This is a genomic window from Mesorhizobium sp. M8A.F.Ca.ET.165.01.1.1, from assembly GCF_004792065.1.
Classification (GTDB): Bacteria; Pseudomonadota; Alphaproteobacteria; order Rhizobiales; family Rhizobiaceae; genus Mesorhizobium.
On record NZ_SRTH01000007.1, the window covers coordinates 127,071 to 149,951 of the forward strand.

General features: G+C 64.5%; 22 protein-coding genes. 3 read left to right on the plus strand and 19 right to left on the minus strand.

What is annotated here, in order from left to right:
* Positions 1–14: 14 nt before the first annotated feature.
* Both EN808_RS20085 and hutH read left to right on the plus strand, forming a co-directional pair.
* Positions 15–1,016 (plus strand): ornithine cyclodeaminase family protein, encoded by a 1,002-nt coding sequence (locus EN808_RS20085; RefSeq protein WP_135916703.1) that lies wholly within the window; start codon positions 15–17, stop codon positions 1,014–1,016.
* Complete coding sequence (hutH, locus tag EN808_RS20090) at positions 1,013–2,530, plus strand: histidine ammonia-lyase (protein WP_135916704.1); 1,518 nt, start codon at positions 1,013–1,015, stop codon at positions 2,528–2,530. The genes EN808_RS20085 and hutH overlap by 4 nt, the downstream gene beginning before the upstream one ends.
* On the opposite strand, the gene EN808_RS20095 is transcribed toward hutH, so the two are convergent.
* From EN808_RS20095 to EN808_RS20160, 14 genes are all read right to left on the minus strand, one after another.
* A complete protein-coding gene (locus tag EN808_RS20095) occupies positions 2,495–3,295 on the minus strand; it encodes a 3-methyl-2-oxobutanoate hydroxymethyltransferase (protein WP_127280342.1) in 801 nt (266 codons plus the stop codon). The two genes, hutH and EN808_RS20095, sit on opposite strands and share 36 nt — an antisense overlap.
* Positions 3,296–3,329: 34 nt before the next feature.
* On the minus strand, positions 3,330–3,644 hold the full coding sequence (locus tag EN808_RS20100; RefSeq protein WP_127280341.1) for a MocE family 2Fe-2S type ferredoxin: 315 nt from the start codon (positions 3,642–3,644) through the stop codon (positions 3,330–3,332).
* Positions 3,645–3,672: 28 nt separating this feature from the next.
* On the minus strand, positions 3,673–4,755 hold the full coding sequence (locus EN808_RS20105) for a fatty acid desaturase family protein (RefSeq protein WP_127280343.1): 1,083 nt from the start codon (positions 4,753–4,755) through the stop codon (positions 3,673–3,675).
* An 85-nt stretch (positions 4,756–4,840) separates the two neighbouring features.
* Positions 4,841–6,022: an aldose 1-epimerase family protein gene (locus EN808_RS20110; RefSeq protein WP_127873207.1), complete on the minus strand. Its 1,182-nt coding sequence runs from the start codon at positions 6,020–6,022 to the stop codon at positions 4,841–4,843.
* Positions 6,023–6,032: 10 nt separating this feature from the next.
* A complete protein-coding gene (locus EN808_RS20115; RefSeq protein WP_135916705.1) occupies positions 6,033–6,815 on the minus strand; it encodes an ATP-binding cassette domain-containing protein in 783 nt (260 codons plus the stop codon).
* Positions 6,816–6,817: 2 nt separating this feature from the next.
* Positions 6,818–7,822 (minus strand): ABC transporter permease, encoded by a 1,005-nt coding sequence (locus EN808_RS20120; RefSeq protein WP_245520668.1) that lies wholly within the window; start codon positions 7,820–7,822, stop codon positions 6,818–6,820.
* A 56-nt stretch (positions 7,823–7,878) separates the two neighbouring features.
* Positions 7,879–8,823, minus strand: coding sequence for a substrate-binding domain-containing protein (locus EN808_RS20125; RefSeq protein ID WP_135881999.1), 945 nt, complete (start codon positions 8,821–8,823; stop codon positions 7,879–7,881).
* Between the two features lie 56 nt (positions 8,824–8,879).
* Positions 8,880–9,794, minus strand: coding sequence for a sugar phosphate isomerase/epimerase (locus EN808_RS20130; protein WP_127279317.1), 915 nt, complete (start codon positions 9,792–9,794; stop codon positions 8,880–8,882).
* Between the two features lie 59 nt (positions 9,795–9,853).
* On the minus strand, positions 9,854–10,951 hold the full coding sequence (locus EN808_RS20135; protein ID WP_135916706.1) for a Gfo/Idh/MocA family oxidoreductase: 1,098 nt from the start codon (positions 10,949–10,951) through the stop codon (positions 9,854–9,856).
* Between the two features lie 35 nt (positions 10,952–10,986).
* Positions 10,987–12,057, minus strand: a complete 1,071-nt coding sequence (locus EN808_RS20140; RefSeq protein WP_135916707.1) for an ABC transporter ATP-binding protein — start codon at positions 12,055–12,057, stop codon at positions 10,987–10,989.
* Positions 12,058–12,060: 3 nt separating this feature from the next.
* On the minus strand, positions 12,061–13,152 hold the full coding sequence (locus EN808_RS20145; RefSeq protein WP_135916708.1) for an ABC transporter ATP-binding protein: 1,092 nt from the start codon (positions 13,150–13,152) through the stop codon (positions 12,061–12,063).
* Positions 13,149–14,108, minus strand: a complete 960-nt coding sequence (locus EN808_RS20150) for a sugar ABC transporter permease (RefSeq protein ID WP_135866213.1) — start codon at positions 14,106–14,108, stop codon at positions 13,149–13,151. Before EN808_RS20150 ends, EN808_RS20145 begins: the two co-directional genes overlap by 4 nt.
* Positions 14,105–14,965 carry a carbohydrate ABC transporter permease gene (locus EN808_RS20155; RefSeq protein WP_135916709.1) on the minus strand — a complete coding sequence of 287 codons (861 nt, stop codon included), beginning with the start codon at positions 14,963–14,965 and terminating at the stop codon, positions 14,105–14,107. Before EN808_RS20155 ends, EN808_RS20150 begins: the two co-directional genes overlap by 4 nt.
* An 84-nt stretch (positions 14,966–15,049) precedes the next feature.
* On the minus strand, positions 15,050–16,663 hold the full coding sequence (locus EN808_RS20160) for an extracellular solute-binding protein (RefSeq protein ID WP_135916710.1): 1,614 nt from the start codon (positions 16,661–16,663) through the stop codon (positions 15,050–15,052).
* Between the two features lie 357 nt (positions 16,664–17,020).
* Here EN808_RS20160 and EN808_RS20165 point away from each other — a divergent pair, with 357 nt between their 5' ends.
* Positions 17,021–18,049, plus strand: a complete 1,029-nt coding sequence (locus EN808_RS20165; protein ID WP_127279549.1) for a LacI family DNA-binding transcriptional regulator — start codon at positions 17,021–17,023, stop codon at positions 18,047–18,049.
* Between the two features lie 56 nt (positions 18,050–18,105).
* Here EN808_RS20165 and EN808_RS20170 read toward each other — a convergent pair whose 3' ends face one another.
* From EN808_RS20170 to EN808_RS20190, 5 genes are read right to left on the minus strand one after another with little or no spacing between them, the layout of a single operon-like run.
* Positions 18,106–19,125: an aliphatic sulfonate ABC transporter substrate-binding protein gene (locus tag EN808_RS20170; RefSeq protein ID WP_127279548.1), complete on the minus strand. Its 1,020-nt coding sequence runs from the start codon at positions 19,123–19,125 to the stop codon at positions 18,106–18,108.
* A 35-nt stretch (positions 19,126–19,160) separates the two neighbouring features.
* Positions 19,161–20,066: an ABC transporter permease gene (locus tag EN808_RS20175; RefSeq protein WP_135866205.1), complete on the minus strand. Its 906-nt coding sequence runs from the start codon at positions 20,064–20,066 to the stop codon at positions 19,161–19,163.
* 12 nt (positions 20,067–20,078) lie between these two features.
* Positions 20,079–20,915: an ABC transporter ATP-binding protein gene (locus tag EN808_RS20180; protein WP_135916711.1), complete on the minus strand. Its 837-nt coding sequence runs from the start codon at positions 20,913–20,915 to the stop codon at positions 20,079–20,081.
* Between the two features lie 13 nt (positions 20,916–20,928).
* On the minus strand, positions 20,929–21,255 hold the full coding sequence (locus tag EN808_RS20185) for a ferredoxin family protein (protein ID WP_135866199.1): 327 nt from the start codon (positions 21,253–21,255) through the stop codon (positions 20,929–20,931).
* On the minus strand, positions 21,252–22,877 hold the full coding sequence (locus EN808_RS20190; RefSeq protein WP_135916712.1) for an FAD-binding protein: 1,626 nt from the start codon (positions 22,875–22,877) through the stop codon (positions 21,252–21,254). Before EN808_RS20190 ends, EN808_RS20185 begins: the two co-directional genes overlap by 4 nt.
* Positions 22,878–22,881: the final 4 nt, after the last annotated feature.

The window sequence follows — 22,881 nt, forward strand, 5'->3', positions numbered from 1 at the left end:
AGGAACGCAGACGCATGAAGCCTATCTATATCGACTACCTCAATGCCCTCGACATCGAAGCCCTTGCCATGACCGATGCCGAGATCATCGGTGCGGTCGAGGCCGGGCTCATCGCACAAGGCAAGGGCCAGACGGTGATCGAGCCGCGTGTCCACCTCGAACCCGACCCGTCCTTCCACGGCCATTTCAATGTCCTGCGCGGCTACGTCGCGCCGCTCGACGCCGCCGGCGTCAAGATCGTCGGCGACTATGTCGACAACTACCTTCACGGCCTGCCTTCGGAATTCGGCATCCTCAATCTGTTCGATCCGCGCACCGGTACCCCGCGCGCCATCCTCGACGCCACCGTCATCACCGACATGCGCACCGGCGCCGTCACCGCCATCGGCGCCAAACATCTGGCGCGCAAGAACTCGAAAGTGCTGGCCCATATCGGCGCGCGCGGCACCGCCTACTGGAACGTGCGCCTGCTCGACCATCTCTTCGATTTCGACGAAATCCGCGTCCACTCGCGCCGGCCGGAAAGCCGCGACGGCTTTGCCGCCAAATTGTCGGCCGCCCTCGGCAAGACGGTCACTGCCGTGGCCGACTGGAAAAGCTGCGTCGAAGGGGCCGACATTGTCGTCGAGGCCTCGCGCCTGCCGGAGCCGCAACCGCTGCTCAAGACCGAATGGATCAAGCCCGGCGCGCTGGTGGTGCCCTATGGCACGATGAGCGCGGTGGAGCTGTCGCTGACCGACATCATGCAGAAGATGGTCGTCGACGATTGGGGCCAGTGCAAGGGCGGCAAGTTCGGCTCGCTGCGCGCCCATGTCGAGACCGGGCGGCTGAGCGAGACGACGCTGCATGCCGAACTCGGCCAGATCGCCGCCGGCCTGAGGCCGGGACGGCAGAGCGACGACGAAACCATCCTGTTCTGGCATCGTGGCCTGTCGCTGTCCGACATCGCGCTTGGCAAGGCGATGCTGGCCAAGGCACAGGCGCAAGGCATCGGCCAGAGGCTACGCTTCGCATGAGCGCGCTCGTCCTCACCGGAGCCGGCGTCAGCGTCGGCGATGTCGCCGCCGTCGCCCGCGAGGCGCGCAAGGTGGAAATCGGAGCCGATGTCATCGGCGGGCTGGAGAAGGCGCGAAAGGTGCTCGACCAGGCCGCGGCCTCGGGCCAGCAGATCTACGGCCTGAACACCGGTCTCGGCGCCAATCTCGGCACGCCGGTCGAGGGTGACGCCAGCGCCTTCCAGCGCCAGTTGCTCGAAGGCCGCAGCGGCGCGGTCGGCGGGGCCCTGCCGGTCGAAACCGTGCGGGCAACCATGCTCGCCCGCCTGACGATGCTGTCGGCGGGCGGCTCCGGCCTGTCGCCCGCAGTGTTCGTTGCCCTGGTCGATGTCCTCAACGCCGGCGTCCATCCGGTGATGCCGTCGCTCGGCTCCATCGGCGCCGGCGACCTGGTGCTGATGACCGCGATCGCCCGCCTGCTGATCGGCGAAGGCGAAGCCGATTATCAGGGAAGGCGCATGCCGGCGGTCAAGGCGCTGATGATGGCCCGTCTCGGCCCCATCGGCCTGGCGCCCAAGGATGGGCTGTCGCTGATCAACGCTTCCGCCGTCTCCGCCGGCGGCGGCTCGCTTGTGGTCACGGACGCGTTGTCGGCCCTTGACCAGCAGCAGCAGGCCGGCGCGCTGACCATGGAAGGGTTTGGCGCCAACCGCACCATCCTCGACCCGCGCCTGCACATGGCGCGGCCAGCCGCTGGCCAGCAGGAAGCCGCCAAGGCGCTGCACGATCTTCTCGCCCGCGACGAAGCGCCGGCGCCCACCACCCTACAGGATCCGCTCTCGATCCGCTGCATGCCCTCGATCCATGGCGTGCTGACCGAGGCGATCGGCCAGGCAAAACGCGCCGTCGAGATCGAACTCAATGCCGCCGCCGACAACCCGCTGGTTCTGAGCGACGACGGGCTGGTGCTGTCGACCGGCAACTTCCACACCGCTTCGCTGGCGCTCGCCTTCGAGGCGCTCAGCCTGGCAATCGCTCAATGCGCGGCCGCCAGTGCAGCCCGCTTCGTCCAGCTCACCGGCTCGGGCCGCAACAGCCTGCCGAAATATCTGTCGCCGGTCGGCGGCGCCTCGGCCGGTTTCGTGCCGCTGCAGAAGACGGTGACATCGATCCTGGCTGCCATCCGTCACAAGGCCAATCCGGTGATGCTCGACTTCCTGCCCGTCTCGGAAGGCGTCGAGGATCACGCCACGCAGACGCCGCTGGCGGTTTCGAAATGCGCTGACATGATCGTGCTGTGGCGGCGGTTGATCGCTTTCGAACTGATGGCGGCCGCCCAGGCCGTCGACCTGCGTGAAGGGTTGACGCTGGCACCAGGCACGTCAGCCGTCCACACGGCGATACGCGCGCTGGTCCCTTCCCTGAAGGAGGACCGGCCGCTCGGCGTCGATGCGGAGGCACTCCACGCCGCGCTGGCCGGCAATGCGTGGCGGCCGGCCCTAGCTCCGGCCGACCTTGTCGAGAAACAGGCGTAGCTCGGTCGGGTCCATGTGCACGATGTGCCTGTCCTCGGGATAGGCGCCGCTGTTGACGTCGGCGACATATTCGGAGAACGCCGCCACCCGCTCGGCCTGCAGCCGGTCATACTCGGAGGCGAAGTTGCGATAGACCTTGGAGTGGCGCGGCATGTGGCCTCTGTTCTGGCCAAGGATGTCGTCGGCGAATAGATATTGCGCGTCGCAGCCGGTGCCCGCGCCCATCGACAGCATGATCAGCGACGTCCGCTCCGAGATCGCCTTCGCCACTTCGACCGGCACAACTTCTATTTCGGCGCCGATGGCGCCCACTGCCTCCAGTTGCTTCACCGCCTCGAACACCTGCATGGCCGTGTCGGCGGACTTGCCGACAGCCTTGAAGCCGCCTGTCCAGGTCGCGCGCGATGGAATGAGGCCGACATGGCCGATGACGGGAATGGCATCGTCCGCCATCCGCTTGATGGTGGCATAGCCGGCGCTGCAATAGACCGCGTCGGCGCCGGCCTTGTAGAGCCGAAAAGCCCAGCGCAGGAAATCGTCCGATGTGCCGATCTCGTAGAAATTGTCGCCCGGCATGGTGAACAGGCTGGGCGCCGCATCGCGGTATTGCGGATTGAGCACCAGTTCGGGCGGCACCGAGACGATGTCGACCCCTGCCCGCTCGGCGGCTTCCGCTTCATCCAGTGTCAGCACGCGCAGCATGGTCAGCTGCCGCCTGCCCTTCATGGCGCGCAGATCGGCGACGGTCGGTCTCTTTCGGCTCATTGAACTCTTGTCCCTGTTTCTGGATGGCGGCTCGTCAGCCGATCTCGATCATCACCTTGCCAGCTTCGATTCGGACTGGATAGGTCTTGAGGTTGACGCAGACCGGCGCGCCCTTGGCCTGGCCGGTCTTGTAGTTGAAGCGGCCATTGTGCTTGGGACATTCGATGATGTCGTCCATGACAAGCCCGTCGGCCAGATGCGCCTTTTCATGCGTGCAAAAACCATCGGTGGCGAAGAACTCGTCATCCGGCGAGCGATAGATCGCGAAGCTCCGCCCACCATGGTCGAAGCGGATGACATCCTCTTCCTCGACATCGTCCACGGCGCACGCTTCCAGCCACTCGGCCATCTCAATCTCCTGCGGACATTATCGATCGCTATTCGGCCGCCGCCGACATATCGACCTCGTGGAACTCGCCGCGATAGGGCCTGGCCGTCGGCGGCAGTTCGCGCTTGAGGTAATAGTCCTCGTATTTCAGCTGCCGGAGCAGCACCGGCCAAACCTCGCGGTAGGCATGCCACATCGACGGGTTCGGCTGGGGCAGATCATGCTTGATCAGTTCGTGCAGCCTGGGCAGCGCGTGATAGGGCACCATCGGGAACATGTGGTGCTCCACATGGTAGTTCATGTTCCAGTAAATGAACCGGCTGATCGGGTTCATGTAGACGGTGCGCGTGTTGAGCCGGTGGTCGATGACGTTGTCGGCCAGGCCGATATGCTGCAGCAGACCGGTCGTCACCATGTGCCAGGTGCCGTAAAGGCGCGGCAGCCCGATCAGCACGAGCGGTATCCACGAACGCAGCGTGATCGCGACAGCGATCGTCGCGACATAGATGGCCACGTGCCAGCGGGCCGCGACCACCGCCTTGTGCTGTTCCATCTCGGGGATATAGCTCTTCTCTTCGTCGGACAGGGTGCCGAACGCCTGGCGCACCAGCGTCGGCAGCGAATAGCGGAAATCGAGAATGCCGGTGAAGGCGAGCGCCGCCTTCAACAGATCCGGCGGACGCATGACCGCGATCTCGGCGTCGCGGCCGACGATGATGGTGTCGGTGTGGTGGCGGGCATGGCTCCAGCGCCATTGCACGGGATTGCGCATCAGCATGAACGAGGCGATGTGATAAACGACATCGTTCATCCAGCGCGTGCGGAACGCCGTGCCGTGGCCGCACTCGTGCCAGCGCGAGTCGCTCGACGAGCCGTAGAGCACGCCGTAGACGAACAGGAACGGCACCGTCCACCACGAACCCCAGAACCAGACGATGCCGGCGGCCGAGCCCACGATGACAGCGAGCCAGATGATGGTGTCGCGGATCGCCGGGCCGTCGGAACGCTGCATAAGCTCCTTCATCGCCTTGCGCGGCACGTCGGTGTGGTACCACTCGGCCGAGGCGAGCCCGGTCTCGATCGCGGCCCGGGTGCTTTCGCCGACCAGGCTGTAGTCGCGCTTCTTTGCCATCGTCGTCACACTGACCTCCAATCGTCGCGCACCGCTGGCAATCCGGTCCGCCGGCCGGAGGGCTTGCTTTGGATGAATGTCGCGCTCATGTCCTGCCGGCCAGTCTTGGAAAGTTTCCGGAAGGCTCAGGATAATCCTGCTCGGGCTGTCGGGCGATAGCCGCGATCCTGGCTTCGGCCGCCGCGATCTCACCGGCGCCGTCGAGAACCCGGAACACCGCGTCGTAGGCCCGGCTTTCGCCATGCTCCAGCCAGATCATCTCGCCGCGCTCGCGGGCGGCGAGATCGCCCAGCACATGGTGGGTCGAAGGCTCCATCCCCAGCGCGTACTGCCCGGCCTGGAAATTCTGCCACTGGTAGGCACACGGCAACTGGTCCTTGCGCGTCACCAGTTCGAGACCGAGCCCGATGCGGTCGTTGACGACGGCCACCGGCACCTCGCCATTGGCATCGGCAGCCATCTCATGCTGCCAGACCTGTTCGCTGAAGCCCGGTTGCGGCGCAGGCGCCGTGCGATAGCCGACCTTCTGCGCCGCGTAGCGCTCGCCGGCATGGCCGGCCCAGACGACGTCGCGGATCGGCGCCAGATAACGCGAGCCCTCATCCAGCAAGGGATGGCTGATATTGACATGATAGAAATACATATGCGGCGTGCGGTTGAAGCCGTGATTGACGACATGGTCGGAAAGCCGGATCTCGTTGCCGCCGACATCGGCCTCGATGCGGCGGATGAGATGGAGGTCCTCGCCGAATACCGCCGATTGCTGGACGATGCCTTCGGCCCACAGCACGCAACGGTCGCCGTCCCAACGCTCGCCATAGCCGGTCAGCCGCGCCGGGATGGTGCCGACACGGCCATGCAGCGAATGGAGCACCGTCTTCCTGCCGGGGTAGTTGTAGCTGTCGGCGGGTACGGTCTCACGGCCCAGAACATGGTCGAGGCCGCAGGTGACGAGCAGGCCGGAGAACGAGCGCGCCCAGGCCAGCCCCCCTTCCCCTTCATACTCGTGCAGGCCCGGATGGCGAAAGCCGCTCGGTGAATGCCAGCCGATCGCCTGGCCCTTGAAGTCGCAATCGGCGATGTCGAGCGCCCGGTCGACCAGCGCGGTGAAGCGCAGGCCCGAGCCGGTGCGGAATTCGAGCATACGGATGCCGCGCTCCACGCCGTCGCCGAGCGTCATCAGCCGCACGCCGGCGAATTGCGACAGCATGCCGGATCGCTCGGCCACTTGCCGGCGTGACAGCGTCTTGCCGTATAGCTCTACCATGCGACGCCCTTCACTTTGCCTTCGCCTCCTTGAGCAAGGCCGACATGTCGGCGCCGGTGATGATGCTTTCCACGGTCAAGAGGTCGGTGTCGGCGACCGTCTGTTCGGCGACGATCTCACCGCGCCGCATCACGACGATGCGGTCGGCGACCTGGAAGACATGGTGGATGTTGTGGGTGATCAGCAGCACCGAATGGCCGGCGTCGCGCACCTCCTTGACGAAACGCAGCACGCCATGGGTCTCCTCGACGCCGAGATTGTTGGTCGGCTCGTCGAGGATGATGACCTTGGCGGCAAACTGCATGGCGCGCGAGATCGCGATCGACTGACGTTCGCCGCCAGAAAGTGTGCTGACCAGCGCGTCGGCGTCGAGCTTTTTCGAGATGCCGACGCGCTTGAGCAGTTCGGAGGCGGCCTTGCGCAGCTTGGCGAGGTCGAGCGGCGCGAACACGCCGAGCCAACCGAAATTGACCGGCTCCCGGCCGAGGAAAAGATTGCGCGCGATGCTGAGGTCCGGCGCCAGCGACGTGTCCTGGTGGATGGTCTCGATGCCGAGGTCCATCGCATCCCTGGTCGAACGGATCGAGACCTTCTCGCCGCGCACATAGATGTCGCCGCGATCGACCGGAAACACACCCGAGATCGCCTTGATCAGCGTCGATTTGCCGGCGCCATTGTCGCCGAGCAGCGCCACCACCTCGCCTTCCCGCAGTGTCAGCGAGGCGTTCTTCAGCGCCCGCACGCTGCCGAAGGACTTTTGCAGGTTCTGCAGCCGAAGTACTTCTTGCGTCATCGTCAGCCCCTTGCGGCGTTCTTCTGCAGCAAAGCGTGCAGGATGAGCATGGCGAGGATGATCAGGCCGACAAAGATGTTGTAGGCGAGCCCCGGCACGCCGATCAGCACGATGCCGTTTCGGATGGCGCGCAGCATCAGCGCGCCGACGATGGTGCCGAGGATCGTACCGCGTCCGCCGGTCAGCGCCGTGCCGCCGACGACCACCATGGCGATCACCTCCAACTCGTAGCCGGTGCCGGCCACCGGCGAGGCGGCGGAGATGCGGAAGGCGCTGATCATGCCGGCAAGGCCGGCAAGCACGGAGGTCGCGACGAACAGCCAGATCTTGACGCTGTCGGCGGGCACACCACGCGCCACCGCCGCGTTGCGGTTGGAACCGATGGCGCTGATCCAGTTGCCGAGCTTGGCGTAGCGCAGGATGTAGATGGCAAACAGCGAAAGGCCGATGAACCACCACAGCGAGGTGTAGAAGCGGAATGAACCGATGTTGAAACTGCCCGCGAGCAGTGTCACGAAGAAGCCGGGCTGGTCCCAGGATTTCAGCGGAAAGCCCTGCGTGATGTAAAGCGCCGCGCCACGCACGACGAGCAGCATCGACAGCGTGACCAGGAAGGACGAGATGCCGATCTTGGTGACGATCAGCCCGTTGATCGCGCCGATCGCGATGCACAGCACAAGTCCTGCCAGCAGCGCGACCCCGATATCGACGCCGCCATTCTGCACCAGGAGCATCACCACCACAGGCGCCAGCCCGAACACGGCGCCGACGGAAAGGTCGAATTCGCCTGCCGTCAAAAGCAGTGTCATGCCGAGCGCGATGATGCCGAGCTCGGGCAGGAACGCCATCATGTTGGAGATGTTGAGCGGCGACAGGAAATTGGCGTCGGCGACAGCGAACACCGCCAGCAGCACGATGAGGATGATGAAGGAGGAGAATTGCGGCGAGCGCAGCAGGCTGGACCTACCTTTCGCCCTCGGCGCGTCGTCTTCTGCGGCAATTGTCATGACTGCTTGGACCATGCTTGGAAAAACGCCCGCCGCTTTAGGCGGGCGCCGGCTTCTCATTTCTTGTCGTAGAGCTTCAGGATCGGCTCGACGCTGGCGGCGTCGTAGAGACCGAAAGTATGGATGTCGTAGCCGATCGGTTCGCCCGAGGCAGCGAGCCCGAGCAGCGCCACCGGCATGAAGCCCTGCGCGGATGGGTACTGCCAGGCGGCGGCGTTGACGAAGCCATCCTTGACGGCCTGCGCCGTCTCCTTGGAATTGCCCCAGCCGACGACGGGGATTTTGCCCGCCGGCACACCGGCGCCATCGAACACGCGCTTGACGCTGGCCGCCACGGAATCGCCGAGCGCGATGATCGCCGGCGGATTGTTGGCGACCATGTAGTCGGTCATCTTGGCGATGATGCCGGCCGGGTCGGTGCCGCAATCGACCACGTCATATTTGATCCCCAACGGATCGAAAACGCTGGCAATGCCCTCAGTCTCGAGCTGCTGATAGCTGGCGCCGGGAACCTCGACCGGCAGGAACACCTTGTCGCCCTGCTTCACCATCTTGTGGTCGACGAGGTATTTGGCCCAGGTGACGCCCGCTTCCTTGAGATCCGCGCCGACATAGGCCTGCCGTCCGGTCGCCGGATCGTCGGTGTTGAAGAACACGATCGGGATGCCGGCCGCCTTTGCCGCTTTCACCTCTTCGGTCCACAGGCCCGGCTGCGCCGAGGTGGTGGCGATGCCGTCGGGCTTGGCGGCAAGCGCCGAATTGAAGGCCTCCTTCTGTGCCGCCATGTCGCCGCCGCTGAAGGAGATCTTGCAGGTCACCTTGAGCTGGTCGCAGGCCTTGGTCGCGCCGGCGTTCCAGTCGATCCAGAACGCATCCGACGGGCCGCCATGCGACAAGAGATAGAAGGTCTTCTGGCCGTCCTGCGCCCGCGCCGTCGTGCCAAGGGCGACGCCGGCGAGCACTGTCGCGGCGGCAGCCAGTTTCCAAGCGAATTTCAACATTCTTTCCTCCCTTGTTTGACGCCGCGCCGCCACGCACCGGGCGGCGCGGCTAGCCGTCACAGGCCGTTGGCGCGGAACTTCCCGTCGAGGAACGTCTTGGCGCGCGGCACGTCGTCCTCCGACAGATGCTCGATGATCACCGGGATGTTCGGATGCTTTTCAGCCAGCCGCTGGAGATAGAGGTCGTAGTTCAGCGAACCGAGGCCGGGCGCCGGCAGTTCGATTTCACCAACCCCACGGAAGGTGTGGCTTTCCATCGCGTCGGCGTCACCGATATCGGCATGCTTCTCCGACTTGTCGTCGCCCGAGCGCTTGACGTCCTTGGCATGCGCGATCTTGATCTTGTCGGTCAGCGTGTCGAACACCTGGTTCAGGATCTGGTCCATCCGGTCGATGTTGTGGGTCTCGAAATAATTGGTCGGATCCATTAGCAGGCCGAGACCGGGATGATCGACCTGCGCGAACATCCTGACCGTCTCCTCGACCGAGCCGACGACGTTGTTGACATAGGTTTCGAGCAGGAACACCGCGCCGTGGTCATAGGCCGTCTGGGCGAGGTCGGCGATCACCTTGCGGCATTCCTCGAACCCTTCCTCGGTCTTGTTCTTGGGATGATGCACCCAGTCGGACTCGGTGTTGTAGGTGCCGGTTTCCGAGATCACGTAAGGCGAGCCGAAATGACGGGCGTTACGGATAATCTCCTTGAGATAGCCGACGCGCTTGTCACGCTCGGCTTTGTCAGGATGAATGATGTTGGTGTAGCCCGACACGCAGCAGACCGGCAGATTGTTGTCGCGGAAGACGTCGCGCACCTTCTTGGCCTTGTCCTTGGTGATCTGGCCGGCCGACAGGTCGACATCCCTGAAATGCAGGTCGAGCTGCACCGTATTGAAACCGAGCCCGCGGATCTTCTTCGCCGTCTCTTCAAGGCCGTACGGGAAATAGCCCGTGAAAATACCTGCCTGCATCATGATGTGAATTCCTCCCTGTAAGCGATTCAGCTGCCAGTGATTTCAGCTGCCAGTGATTTTCAGTTGATCGAGTTTGTCGAGATTTCGGAAAGCTTGACGGTGCGGCCCAACGCGATGGAGCGGTAGCCCGCCTCCACCAGCGCCATGGTCTTGACGTTGTCGGCAACGGTGAGCGCCGGCGGCGTGCCGGTCTTCACCGCATGCTGCAACTGCTCCATCACCCCGATGAAGGCATGCGGGAACCACATCGTCTCCCAGCTCGGGCTGACCCACTCGCCCCCGGTCGTCTCCGCCGAGGCGTAAATCAGTGTCGAGGCGGCACCCGTCGGCCAGCCGATCGTGCCCTTGGCGACGCCCTTGGTGCCGTCGACGCGCCAGTTGATGTGCTGGTCGTCGCGATAGCCCTCCTGGCGCGGACCGGACCAGACGTCCTCCAGCGACACGGCGAGCACGCCTGTGGGGAAACGCAGCGTCGAGACGGTGATGCCGTCGGAATGGTCGAACTGCGTGCGCGGATCCTTACGCGTCAGCGTCGTGATCTCGTCGGGATCGCCGAACAGGAAGCGCAGCACGTCGAGGTGATGCACGCTCATATTGGCGAGCGTCAGCCGGTCGTAACCCTGAAGGAAAGTCTGCCAATGCGGGATGGCGTGCATGTCGATCTGCGCGAAGACGATATCGCCGAGCGCGCCGCTGTCGATAATCTGCTTCAACACGCGCATCGACTGGTCGTAGCGCATGTTCTGGTTGACCGAGAGGATCTTGCCAGCCTTCGCTGCCTCGTCGCGCAGCTTGACGGCTTCATCGACCGACAGAACCAAAGGCTTCTGCGCCAGGATCCCCTTGATATGCTTCTGCTTCAGCGCATGGCGGATCAGCGCCGGCTGCTGGTCGGGCGGAAAGGCCAGGTCGATGATCTCGACATTTGCGTCCTCGATCAGTTGTTCAGGCGTGTCGTGGACGGTCGGGATGCTCCAACGGTCGGCGACCTTTTGCGCATTCGCCTTTGTGCGCGAAGCGATCGCCACCACCGGGAACCCCGCCTCCTTGTAAGCGGCCAGGTGGCACTCGGCCATGATCATGCCGGCGCCGACGCAGCCGATCCTGTATTCCTTCGTGCGGACCTTCACATCCGGCTCGAAGCCCTTGCCTGTCATGCCTTCCTCCCGAAATTCTGTCCTCGCGGCCGCATTCATCTTGCCAACGCGCCTCCGCCCTGTCCGAAATAATGCACGCGTGCCGGCTCGCAGGATATCGCCACCATCGCATCGGGCCTGATATCGGGCTGGCCGCGCAGCAGTGCCTTCAGCCGCGCCTGCCCGGCGGCGAGCGTCACCACGGTGTAGCCGCCAAGCGGCTCGACCTCGAACACCCGCGCCGGGCGGCCCCGGCCCGCCTTCTCGTTGTCGCTCCAGGGGCTGACCTTGATGTCCTCCGGCCTCAGTCCGATCTCGACTGCGTCGGCCGGAGCCGCGCGGTCGGCGATGCTGAGCGCGCCTTCGGCGGCTTCGACGCCGCTCTCGCCGCGAACGGATTTGAGGATGTTCATGACAGGCGAACCGAGCAGCCGCGCCACATAGGTGCTGACGGGGCGGTCATAGATCTCGGCCGGCGCGCCGATCTGCCTGATCCTGCCATTGTCCAGGATGGCGATGCGGTCGGCGATCGACATCGCCTCTTCCTGGTCATGGGTGACATAGATCAGCGTCTTGCCGAGGTCGCGCTGGATGCGCTTCAACTCAACGCGCGTTTCCTCGCGCAGCCGCGCATCGAGCGCCGAGATCGGATCGTCCATCAGGTAGGCATTGGGATCGCGCACCAGCGCCCGTGCGATCGCCACGCGCTGCCGCTCGCCGCCCGAAAGCTGTGCCGGCGGCTTGTGCAGGATATGACCGATATGCAGCTTGGCCGCGACATCGGCGACGCGCCGCTTGATATCGACGTCGGCGACCTTCCGCTCAACCAGCGGAAAGCGGACATTGTCGAGCGCGCTCATATGCGGGAACAACGCCAGGTTCTGGAACACCATCGCCACGTTGCGCTCGGCCGGCGACACGGTGTTGACCGGCTTGCCACCGATGAGGATTTCGCCGGCATCCGGCGTCTCCAGCCCGAGCACCAGCCGCAGGATGGTCGACTTGCCCGACAGCGGCGGCCCGAAGAAACAAAAGAACTCGTTGTCGTTGACGGTGAACGAGGCATCGTCGACGGCAAGTGTGCCGCCATAGCGTTTCGTGACATTGCGAAAGACGATGTCAGCCATGGCTCAGCCCGCCCTCATCGCAAGGCCGCTGACGGCGTCGAAGACGCGCACCGAGGACGCCGCGGGCGCGACGACGGCGGCCTGCCCGATCGACAACCCGACATCATTGTCGAACACCGCTTTCACGGCGCCCTCGCCCTGGACGAGATGAACGATGGTACGTGCGCCGATGCGTTCGACGAAGGTGACAGGCATGGCAAGCCCGCGCCCGTCTTGCGCCAAGGCCACCTGTTCCGGCCGGAAACCGTAGAGGACCTCGCCCCCTGCGCCGCGCACGCTGGCCGCCAGCTCATCCGGCAATGGCGGCGTGATGCCCAGCGGGCCGAGATCGACGACCAGACCCCGGTCGCTCTCCGCCGGCCTGCCCTTGAGCAGGTTCATGCCCGGCGCGCCGATGAAGCGGGCGACGAAGACATTGGCCGGATTGTTATAGACCTCCAGCGGCGTGCCGACCTGCTGCAGCACGCCATGGTCCATGACCGCGATGCGGTCGGCCATGGTCATCGCTTCCAACTGGTCGTGGGTGACGTAGACCATGGTTTGCTTGAACTGGCGCTGCAGCTGTTTCAGCTCGGTGCGCATGACCGCGCGGAAGGCCGCGTCGACATTGGACAGCGGCTCGTCGAGCAGGAATATCGCCGGCTGCATGATCGCCGAGCGGCCGATCGCCACGCGCTGCAGGATATTGACCGAAAGCCTGTCGGCCTTGCGGTCGAGCAGCGGCGTCAGTTGCAACAGCTCTGCGATGGCGCCGACGCGCCGGTCGATCTCGGCTTTCGCGGCACCGCGCATCCTCGGCCCGTAGGCAAGATTCTGGCGCACCGTCATATGGGTGAAGATGGCATAGTTCTGGAAGACGAAGCCGACGCCGCGCCGGCCCATCGGCACCCCGGCCATGTCGCGCTCGCCGAACAGGATCTTGCCGCTGCTCGGCTCTTCCATGCCGGCGATCATGTTCATCGTCGTCGACTTGCCGCAGCCGGACGGCCCGAGCAGCGCCATGAACTCGCCATCCGATATGTCGAGGTCCATGGTCTTCAGCGCCGTGAAGTCGCCGAATGTCTTGGTGAGGTGCTTGAGTTGGATCGTGCTCATGCCGGCACCTGCCTTGCCCGCGCCATGCGCTTCATGGCGAACACGGCGACGATGGAGAGCACGACCAGGATGGCCAGCGCGATCGCCGCGACATAGCCCCAGATCAGATCCTGCGTGGTGACCTTGTAGATGTAGACGGAGATGGTTTCGGTGGCGACGCCGGGGCCGCCGCCGGTCATGATGTAGAGCGTGTCGAAGATCTTGAAGTTCTCGATCACCCGGATCGCCAGCGCGATGATGATGATCGTCTTCATCTTCGGCAGCACGATGGTGGTGAAGCGCTGCCAGGGATTGGCGCCGAGCAGCGTCGCCGCCTTGATCTGGTCCTCCGGCACGCCGACGAGGCCCGCAAGCAGGATCAGGAACATCAGCGGCGTCCACTGCCAGATATCGGCGATCATCACCGCGATCAGCGCCAGCGTCGGGTCCGACAGCCAGGCAATGGTGACTTGCGTGCCGGTGACTGCCGACAGGATGTCGTTCACCGGGCCGCCCGACTGGAACAGCATGAAGAACATGTAGCCGGCCACCGCCGGCACCACCATCATCGGCATCAAGAGGATCGAATAGAAGATGCGCTTGCCGGGAAAATCGTCGGCGAACAGCGTCGCAAGTGCCAGGCCGAGCAGGAACTCCGCCGGCACGCAGACGATCATGACGATGGCAGTGCGCTTCAGCGCGCTCCAGAAGCGCGCGTCGGCGGCGAGGTCGGTGTAGTTGGCGAAGCTGTTCCACATCTCCCAGGCGTTCCACCAGCCGAGGCCCGAGAGCGGCGACCAGTCGGTGACGCTGATGTAGAGCTGCATCAACAGCGGAAAGGCCGAGATAAACAGCACCAGGATTTGCGCCGGCAAGGTCAGGCGAAAGCCCAGCCGCGTGCCTTCGTCGCGCAGGACTGGCTTGCCGCGCACGGCGCCCATCTCGTCCTCCGAAATCGTTGCGGTCAAGGCGCTCATTGCTTGAGCGCCCCAAAGGTCAGCCCGCGCACCAGATGGCGCTGGATGGCGATGCCCATGATGACCGGCGGCACGGCGGCGATCAGCCCGAGTGCTGCCTTGGCGCCATAGAGCTGGCCGGTCATCGAGGATGACAGTGAGGCCATGTAGACCGGGATCGTCACCCATTCGCGCGTCGTCAGAAGCAACGCGATCAGATAATCCGACCAGTTGAGGATGAAGACGAAGAGGGCAGCGCTAGCCAGCGGCGCGCGCATCATCGGCAACGTGATGCGGGTGAAGACGCGCAGCCGCGAGCAGCCTTCGACCAAGGCGGCTTCCTCGATCTCGCGCGGCATGTCGTCGAAGAAGGTCTTCATCAGCCAGAAGGCGAACGGCAGCGTGACGATGCCATAGATCAGCGCCAGACCCCACCAGCTGTCGGTGAAGTTGAGGAAAGCCCACATGATCATCACGGGGATCATGACGGCCATCGGCGGAAACAGCCTGAGCTGGATCAGCGCCAGCGGCAGGTTCTGCCCGGAGCCGAAGCGCGACAGGCCGTAGGCGGCGGCCGTGCCGGCCGACATGGCGATCGCGGTGCCGAACACCGCCGACAGCAGTGACGACAGGATCGGCTTCAGCGCGGTGCGGTCGAGCGCGACGATCAAATTGTTGGTGGATTCGCCGAACACGAACTGGAAATTGCTGAGCGTCGGGTTCTTCGGCCACCATGTGAGATCCGCGCCCGTCGCCGACCATTCGGCGATCGGCTTGAGGGCCATCGACACCATCCACAGGATCGGCATCAGCGTGACGGCCATCGCCGCGAGGATCGCGGCGTAGCGGAATATCTCGAAGGGGACGGAACGCTTCATCTGGCTGCTTTTGCTGGTGGCGTCGGTTGAGGAGGGGGAAGAGCTTTCGCCCCTCCCCCTCCGGATCTGATCCAGGGAGACGGATCAGCTGATCGGATCGAGAACGGTCGGCCAGGCCTCCTTGTTGGTCCTGATGGCTTCGAGCAATTTGTCCTCGCCGATGCGCCGGGCGATCTTCTTCCACTCGGTTTCGGTGTCGGCCATCGCCTGCTCCGGTGTCTTGGCCTTGGTCAGCGAGGCCATGAGGTTTTCGTCCAGCGCGTTGTGGAAGGCGGTGGCGCCGGGATAGTTGATGGTCGGCACCGTTCGGGCGACCGTCTCGCGCACCACGTCCATGTGGTAGGCATGATAGGTCTGGCGCACCAGCGGATCGGAGAAATCCGAAAGCCGGAACGGATCGAGATAGCCGCCGGGGTTGGCGCTCATCCAGGCATAGATGCGCGCCGAGCCCAGCCATTGCAGCAGGAGATAGGCGACCTCCTGGTTCTTCGACTGCGACGAGACCATGCCGGTCAGCGAGAACCAGAGCACCGAGCGGCTGATCAGCTTGCCGTCGATCTCGCGGCCGGGTGGCAGCATCGTGCCGATCTTGCCGGTGACCTTGGAGTCCTTGTTGCCGGCATTGTCGAGGAATTTCGGCAGGTTGGAGAAGGCGCAGGTCATCGCCGCGCCGCCCTTGGCGAAATTGCCGTACTGCTCCGGCCAGCCCCACGAGATCGCATCCGGCGAATGATGGGCGAGCGATTCGACATATTCGTTGGTGGCCGCGATGCCGTGTTCGGAATTGATCAGCGGCTTGCCGTCATCGCCGAACAGGAACTGGTTGGGCGAGGCCATCGACACATAGCGCTGGTACCAGTTGGTGTAGCCCCAGCCCTGGTTGCGCAGGTCGGTGGAGCCGAACAGACCCTTGTCCGGGCGCTGGAAGAAGGCCGCGATATCGCCGTGCTGCTTCCAGGTTTTCGGCGGCACCAGATCGTAGCCGTATTTGTCCTTGAAGGCCTTCTTCTCGGCTTTGTCGCCGAACAGGTCGGTGCGGTAGACCCAGGTCTGGAAGTCGCCGTCCAGCGACACGCCGTAGTTCGAGCCGCGATATTTGTTGAGCAGCGACACGCCCTTGGCGCCGTCGACATAGCCGGTCTTGGGATCGTCCCATTCGGGCTTGTACTGGGCGACGAAGTCGTCGAGCTTGGCGATGCCGCCGGTCTCGGCGAGATCACCAAGGCGGTTCCACTCGGTCGAATAGATGTCATAGGCTCCACCCTTGGTGGAGATGTCCTGCATGGTCTTGGTGAATTCCTGGCCATTCGGCAGACCGACGATCTCGATCGGGATGCCGGTCTCCTTTTCCCAGAGCTCCTTGATCGATGGCGCGCCGGCCGGGAAAGGCTGGGTGAGCTGGCCGATTGAGCCGTCCGAGAGGCCAAGCACGATCTTGGCCGGTGCCTTGCCGGCGCCCTTCAGCGCCTTGGCGGCCTCGACGGCACGGCCCTCGGGCGTGTCGGGGCCGTATTGATAACGCTCGGCGCCGTCGAAGCCGGTCGGCCCGCCGATCATGCCGGGCGCCAGTGCATCGGCTGCAAAAGCGCGGCCGGGACGAATGAATTGCGGTGCGATACCGGTCGCGGCGACGAACACCGCGGCCTTTCCTCCGGACGCCAACAATCGGCGCCGCGAGATGCGGATCAGATCAGACATTGGAATTCCTCCCTCAGGGCCAACGTTTCCTCCACGAGCCCATGAGGGATATTGACGGCAGTATCGGAAGGCTGTCAACATCATAAATGATCAAAATACCTCACAACATCGCAACGAGGCGGGGGAATGCGTCATACCGGAGTTCATACACCTCTCCAGATGCCTCGATTTGATGGGAAATGTGTTTTCCCTTCCCGGCACGATCGCCCCGGGCGACTTGATTTAGCCTGGCGGCTTGCGCATCGGCCAAGGCCGGATACATCATTTCCCATCAGAATCGCGGATAGCGAGGCGTTGGCAGCATCGGGCCGGCAGCCCGCATTGCGTGATCCTGATGCATTGAGGAGATGAAAGACGGTGCGTTCCACCCTGACTGACATAGCCCGGGAAGCCGGCGTCTCCGCCGCCACCGTCGACCGTGTGCTCAACAACCGCCCCGGCGTGCGGGCGCGTACACGCGAGATCGTGCTCGAAATGGCGCAGCGCCTCGGCTACATCGCCGAGAGCCCGAACGGCGCGCCGCCCAGGCCCCTGCCCGGCGAGATCATCCGGCTCGACTTCGCCCTGCCGGCGGGCACGAATTCGTTCATCAAGATGCTGCACCGCCACATCGAGGCGCAGGCCTCGGCGCGCCCCGATCTCGACGTCCACATCGCCACCATAGAGGGCTTCAATCCCGACCGGCTCGCCCGCCTGCTGCAGGATCTGCGCGGCCAGACGCAAGGCGTCGGCGTCATCGCGCTCGACCATCCGACGGTGCGCGAGGCGATCCGCTCGCTGTCGGCCAACGACGTCAAGGTGGTGACCATCGCCTCCGACATCCTGCATGTGCCGAGAGTCGCCTATATCGGCATCGACAACCGCGCTGCCGGGCGGCTGGCCGGCTATCTGCTCAACCGTTTCATGGGGTCTGGACGCCCCGGCAAGGTGGCACTGTTCGCCGGCTCGCTGTCCTATCGCGGCCATGAGGAACGCGAGATGGGATTCCGGCACATATTGACGGAAGAGTCACCCAACCTGCAGATCGTCGAGATGCGCGAAATGCTCGACGACCGCGAAAAGGCCTATTCGGAGGCGTCAGCCCTTCTGGAGCGGCACCCGGACCTTGCCGCGATCTACAATGTCGGCGCCGGCAACACCGGCATCGCGCGCGCGCTCAAGGAGCGCGGCCGTGCGCGATCCATGGTTTTCCTCGGCCATGAGGCGACGGACGGCACCAAGGAATTGCTGCTCGACGGCACGCTCGACGCGGTCATCGACCAGAACCCGCGCGTCGAGGCCCGCGAGGCGCTCAACATCCTGACCCATGCCGTCCGGGGGCTGCCCTATGAATTGCACCAGCCGAGGCTGCAGGTGATCTTCAAGGAGAACATCCCGGAGATTTGATATCCTCAGACGAACGGGACAGCGCCGCGAACGCGCGCTGCCCCGATCACTCCGGCTTACTGGACAGCGGCGACTTCCGCCGCGGCGGCGTCGACAAAGCTCTTGTCGATCCATTTGCCGTAATCGATCGAGCCTTTCAAAAGCCCGGCGCTGGCCATGAATTTTTCCTCGCCCTTCAGGGCCTCGATCGCATCGTCGGTGAGTTTCGGGTCCTGGTGAAACGCCCCATCGGCATAAGTCTTGCGCACCGATTTTTCCGACGACTTGGTCGCCTCCACGAAGGTCTTGATCGTCTCATCGGGATGAGCGTCGGCCCAGCGCGAAATCTCGATATCGACCTTCAGCAGGCGCTTGATCAGATCGGGATATTTCGCCGCGAAGGCGCCGTTGACCGAGATGACATTGGGCACGTTCCATTCCGGATGGGTGCCGGTGTCGAAGAGGATGCGGGCCTCGCTGGTATCGACCAGCTTGGCCGCCGTCGAATCCGTCTCGACGATGGCGTCGATGTCGCCGCGCAGCAGTGCCGGGCCGGATGCCTCGAAAGGCAGGTTCAGACCCTCGACATCATTCGTCGTCAGGCCGACGCTGTTCAACGCCTTGCTGAAATTTGAATGCCGCACCGTGCCGGTAAGATAGGCGACCTTCTTGCCCTTGAGGTCCTGCAATGTCTTCAGCGGAGAATCGGTCTTGACGACGATGTAGGAGCCGCCTGTCCTGACATAGCTCGACAGGCCGATCAGCTTGACGTCGGCGCCGGAGGCGGCGACACGCAGCGCCGGGTTGTTGCCGGTGTAGGTGAACTCGATCGCGCCGGTCGCCAGCGCCGTCGTTGCCTCCGAGCCGCCATTAAAGGTCACCAGTTCGACCTTGATGCCGTCCTTGGCGAATTCCTTTTCCCACCAGCCATCCTTCTGGGCGAGGATGAATTTGAGATGCCCGGGCGCGGTGCTGCCGATGCGGATGACATCGGGCTTGTCCTGCGCGAAGGCCGGCATGCCGCCAAGGCCTATGACGACGGCAATGGCGCCCTTGAGGAGCAGCCGGCGAAATCCATCGAATGCGATGCTGGTCATGGAAAAATCCTTCCTGATTGGTATGAATGGATGGCTTAAATGAGCGAAGACTCGGACTGCCCCTTCCAGGCCGTGGCCCAGCGCTCGAACCAGACGAGCAGGTAGTTGACGGTCAGCCCGATGACAGTGAGCGTCAGGATGCCGGCATACATGTCGGCCGTTTCCATCATCAGCTGCGAGTTCTGGATGAGGAAACCGAGGCCGGACTTGGCCGCCAGCATCTCGGCGCCGATCACCGCGAACAGCGAGGATTTGACCGCCAGCCGCGCGCCGGCGACGATCGAGGGAATGCTCGCCGGCAGGATGACTTTTCGAAACAGGTCGAAGTCGGACGTACCCATCGAGCGTGCCGCCTTGATAAGCAGCGGATCGACCGACTTGACCCCGCTGATAGTGTTGACGAGGAGAAAGAACACCGAGGAGTAGAAGGTGATCGCCACCTTCGATTCCTCGCCAATGCCGAGCAACAGGATGAACACCGGCAGCAGCGCGAATTGCGAGGTGTTGCGCAGCGTCTGCACCAGAAGATCGCTGACCTTCTCGAACAGCGCATAGCGGCCCATCAAGAGGCCGAGCGGTATGGCCACCACCACACCGAGCGCAAAGCCGATCGCGGCGCGCTGCAAGCTGATGCCGATATGTTCGACCAGCACGCCCGAGGCGAGCAACGCCCACCAGGCGATCAGCACCTCGCTCAATGGCGGGAAGAAGATGCGGTTCAGCCAGCCGAGCCGCGGCGCGATCTCCCAGGCGAGAAAGAACAGGCCGAGCAGCGGCAAGCCATAGAGGAAGGTGCCGGCGTGCGCTCCCTTCCCGCGAACCTTGGCACCTGCGGCGACACCGCGCGTCTTGATCGCAGGGACGTTGGTCGAAACCGCAGCCTCGCCGGCAGCGCTGCGAAAGCCGATGGCGGGGCCGAGCTTTTCGGTCAGATAGGCCATGGGTCTAGCTCCTCAATGGCTGAAGGCCGGCGACAGCGTCCAGTCCTTCTGCGCCTTGTTGACCTCGTCGCGCAGCACGTCCCAGACGCGGGCGCGATACAGGTTGAATTCGGTGCTGGCGCGGATATCGCCGTCGCGTGGCCTTGGCAGGTCGATATCGATGATCTCCTTCACCGCGCCGGGCCGCGCCGTCATCACCACCACGCGGTCGGCCAGGAAGATCGCCTCGTCGATCGAGTGGGTGACGAAGATGACAGTGGTCTTGATCTTGCCCCAGATGCGCAACAGCTCGCCCTGCAGCAGCTCACGCGTCTGCTGGTCGAGCGCGGCGAAGGGCTCGTCCATCAACAGCACTTCCGGATTGCTGGCCAAGGCGCGCGCGATCGCCACGCGCTGCTGCATGCCGCCGGAGAGCTGATTGGGAAAACGGTCCTCGAAGCCGGCAAGGCCGAACAGCGACAACAAATGCCGGGCCGTCGCCGTCCGCTCGGCCTTGGCGACGCCGCGCACTTCCAGCGCATATTCGATGTTTGCCAGTGCCGTGCGCCAGGGAAACAGCGCATATTGCTGGAAGACATAGCCGGTCTTCGGATCAGGCTTTGTAATCCGCCTGCCGTCGAGCTGGACCTCCCCACCCGTCGCCTGCGTCAGCCCGCCGATGATGTCGAGCAGCACCGACTTGCCCGAACCACTCGGACCGACCAGCGTGATGAACTCACCCTTGCGGATGGCAAGATCGACACCGTCGAGGACGGTGACGCGGTCGCTCGCCTCGCCGTCGACAGTGACGAACTGCCCCGGCTTGAGCTGGAAGGTCTTGCTGATGTCGTTGACGACGATGCGGTCCATGGTCCCTCGCCTCCTATTGCGCCACGCGGATGCGGTGCGTCGGGTCGAACTGGGAGCCGCCGGCCTTGCCGCGCGCCCAGCCGAGCGCGCGGGCATAGCTGCCGAACAGAAGACGTTCCTCGACCTCCACCTCAGTGATGCCGGTCGGCCCTTCGGCGAACTCGGCCACGTAAAGCGCGTCGGTCGGGCAATAGATTTCGCAGAGGAAGCAGGTCTGGCAGTCGTCCTGGCGTGCGATGACGGGGGCGCCATGCTCGGTCGCGTCGAAGACATTGGTCGGGCATACCTTGACGCAGATGTCGCATTCCACGCAGCGCGTGGCCGAGACGATCTCGATCATGATGCCAGCTCCGCCGGCCGCTCGGGCGTCCCTTCGATACGGAACGCGTCGACACCGGTGATGATCAGCCGATGCGCCAAGGCTGGGCTCTTGCCCGGCAGATCGGTGCGGCGGTGCATGCCGCGGCTCTCGGTGCGGTGCAACGCCGAGGCCACGGACCAGCGTCCGGCAGCGGTGATCGATGCCGCCTCGCGTGCGCGGACCTTGTCCGCGCCCTCGCCCCCCAGATGGTCGCGCACATCGCGCCAGACGCTCTCCAGCCGCTCGCTGCTTTTCTCCAGGCTTGCGCCGCTGCGGAAGAAGTTCTTGTCGAGTGGCGTCACTTCGTTACGCACCGCCTCGATGACCTCGCCCGCCGCGATATCGGCGCGCGGCGTTGCCGCAGGACGCAGCCCGGCCTGACCGAGCGGTTGCACGGTGCCCCGAAACGCCTTGCCGGCGCGGCGCTTGGCATGGGTCGATGCGCCCTTGCCTGCCCACCAGCCACTGGCCAGCGCCCAGGAGGAATTGACGGCGCCACCGCCCGACACCGCCCCGGTCATGATCTCGCGGCCTGCGGCGTCACCGGCGACATAGAGGCCGGGCACGCCTGTGGCGCAATCGTCGGAGACAATGTCGATGCCGCCAGTGCCGCGCACCGTGCCTTCGGCACGCAGCGTGATGCGGAACAGATCGCTGAACGGATCGATACCGGTCCGGTCATAGGGAACGAAGCAGTTCGGCTGACCCTGACGCAGCCAGCCCTGCAACGCCGGTTCGGCCTGGTCGAGCCGCGCATAGACTGGACCGTCGATCAGTGCGCGCGCCACCTCGTCCTCGCGGTCGCCGATGCCGTTGCGCAACGGCTCGCCCGTGGGGCCGAGGATCGGCGAGCCATCCTCGCGATGGAACGAGGCCCAGCGAAACGGCAACCCCTTGTTCAGCGAGGAACCGTACGGCGCCAGGGTGTACTTGCCGGTAAATTCCATGCCGGAAAGGCTGGCGCCGGCCTCAGCCGCCATCAGATAACCATCCCCGGTCAGCCCTGTCCCGCCGAGGATGCGCTCGCGGAACGCACAGCCGCCGGTCGCCAGCACCACGGCCTTGGCGTCGACGCGCCAGTCATGGCCCGCCTGCCGGGCGACACCGCCTGCGCCAACGATGGCATCGCCATCGAACAGGAGTTCGAGCGCAGGATGATGGTCGAGCACGGTGACGCCGGCCAGCAGCACGCGGCGGCGCATGAAGCGCATGTAGTCCGGCCCGCGCAGATTGGCGATGTAGAGCCGGCCGTCATCCTCGCTCGGAAAAGGATAGCCCCATTCCGAAAGCCGGAGCAGATTGCGGTAGGCCGTGTCGACGCAGCGCAGCATCCAGCGTTGGTCGGCGAGTTCGCCGGTGCGTTGCCAGCGCCGCTCGACCACCGCGTGCCGGTTATCGCCGGGCGGCACGCACCATGTGCCGGTGTTGGATGGCGCGGTGGCGCCACTGGTGTCAAGATAGCCCTTGTCGGCAAGCACCACCTTGGCGCCGCTCTCGGCCGCGGCGACCGCCGCCCAGGCAGCCGACGGACCGCCGCCCAGCACCAGCACATCGGCCTGCAGATGCAAGTTGTCGGAAGCTGATTTTTGCGACTTGGGCATGGAT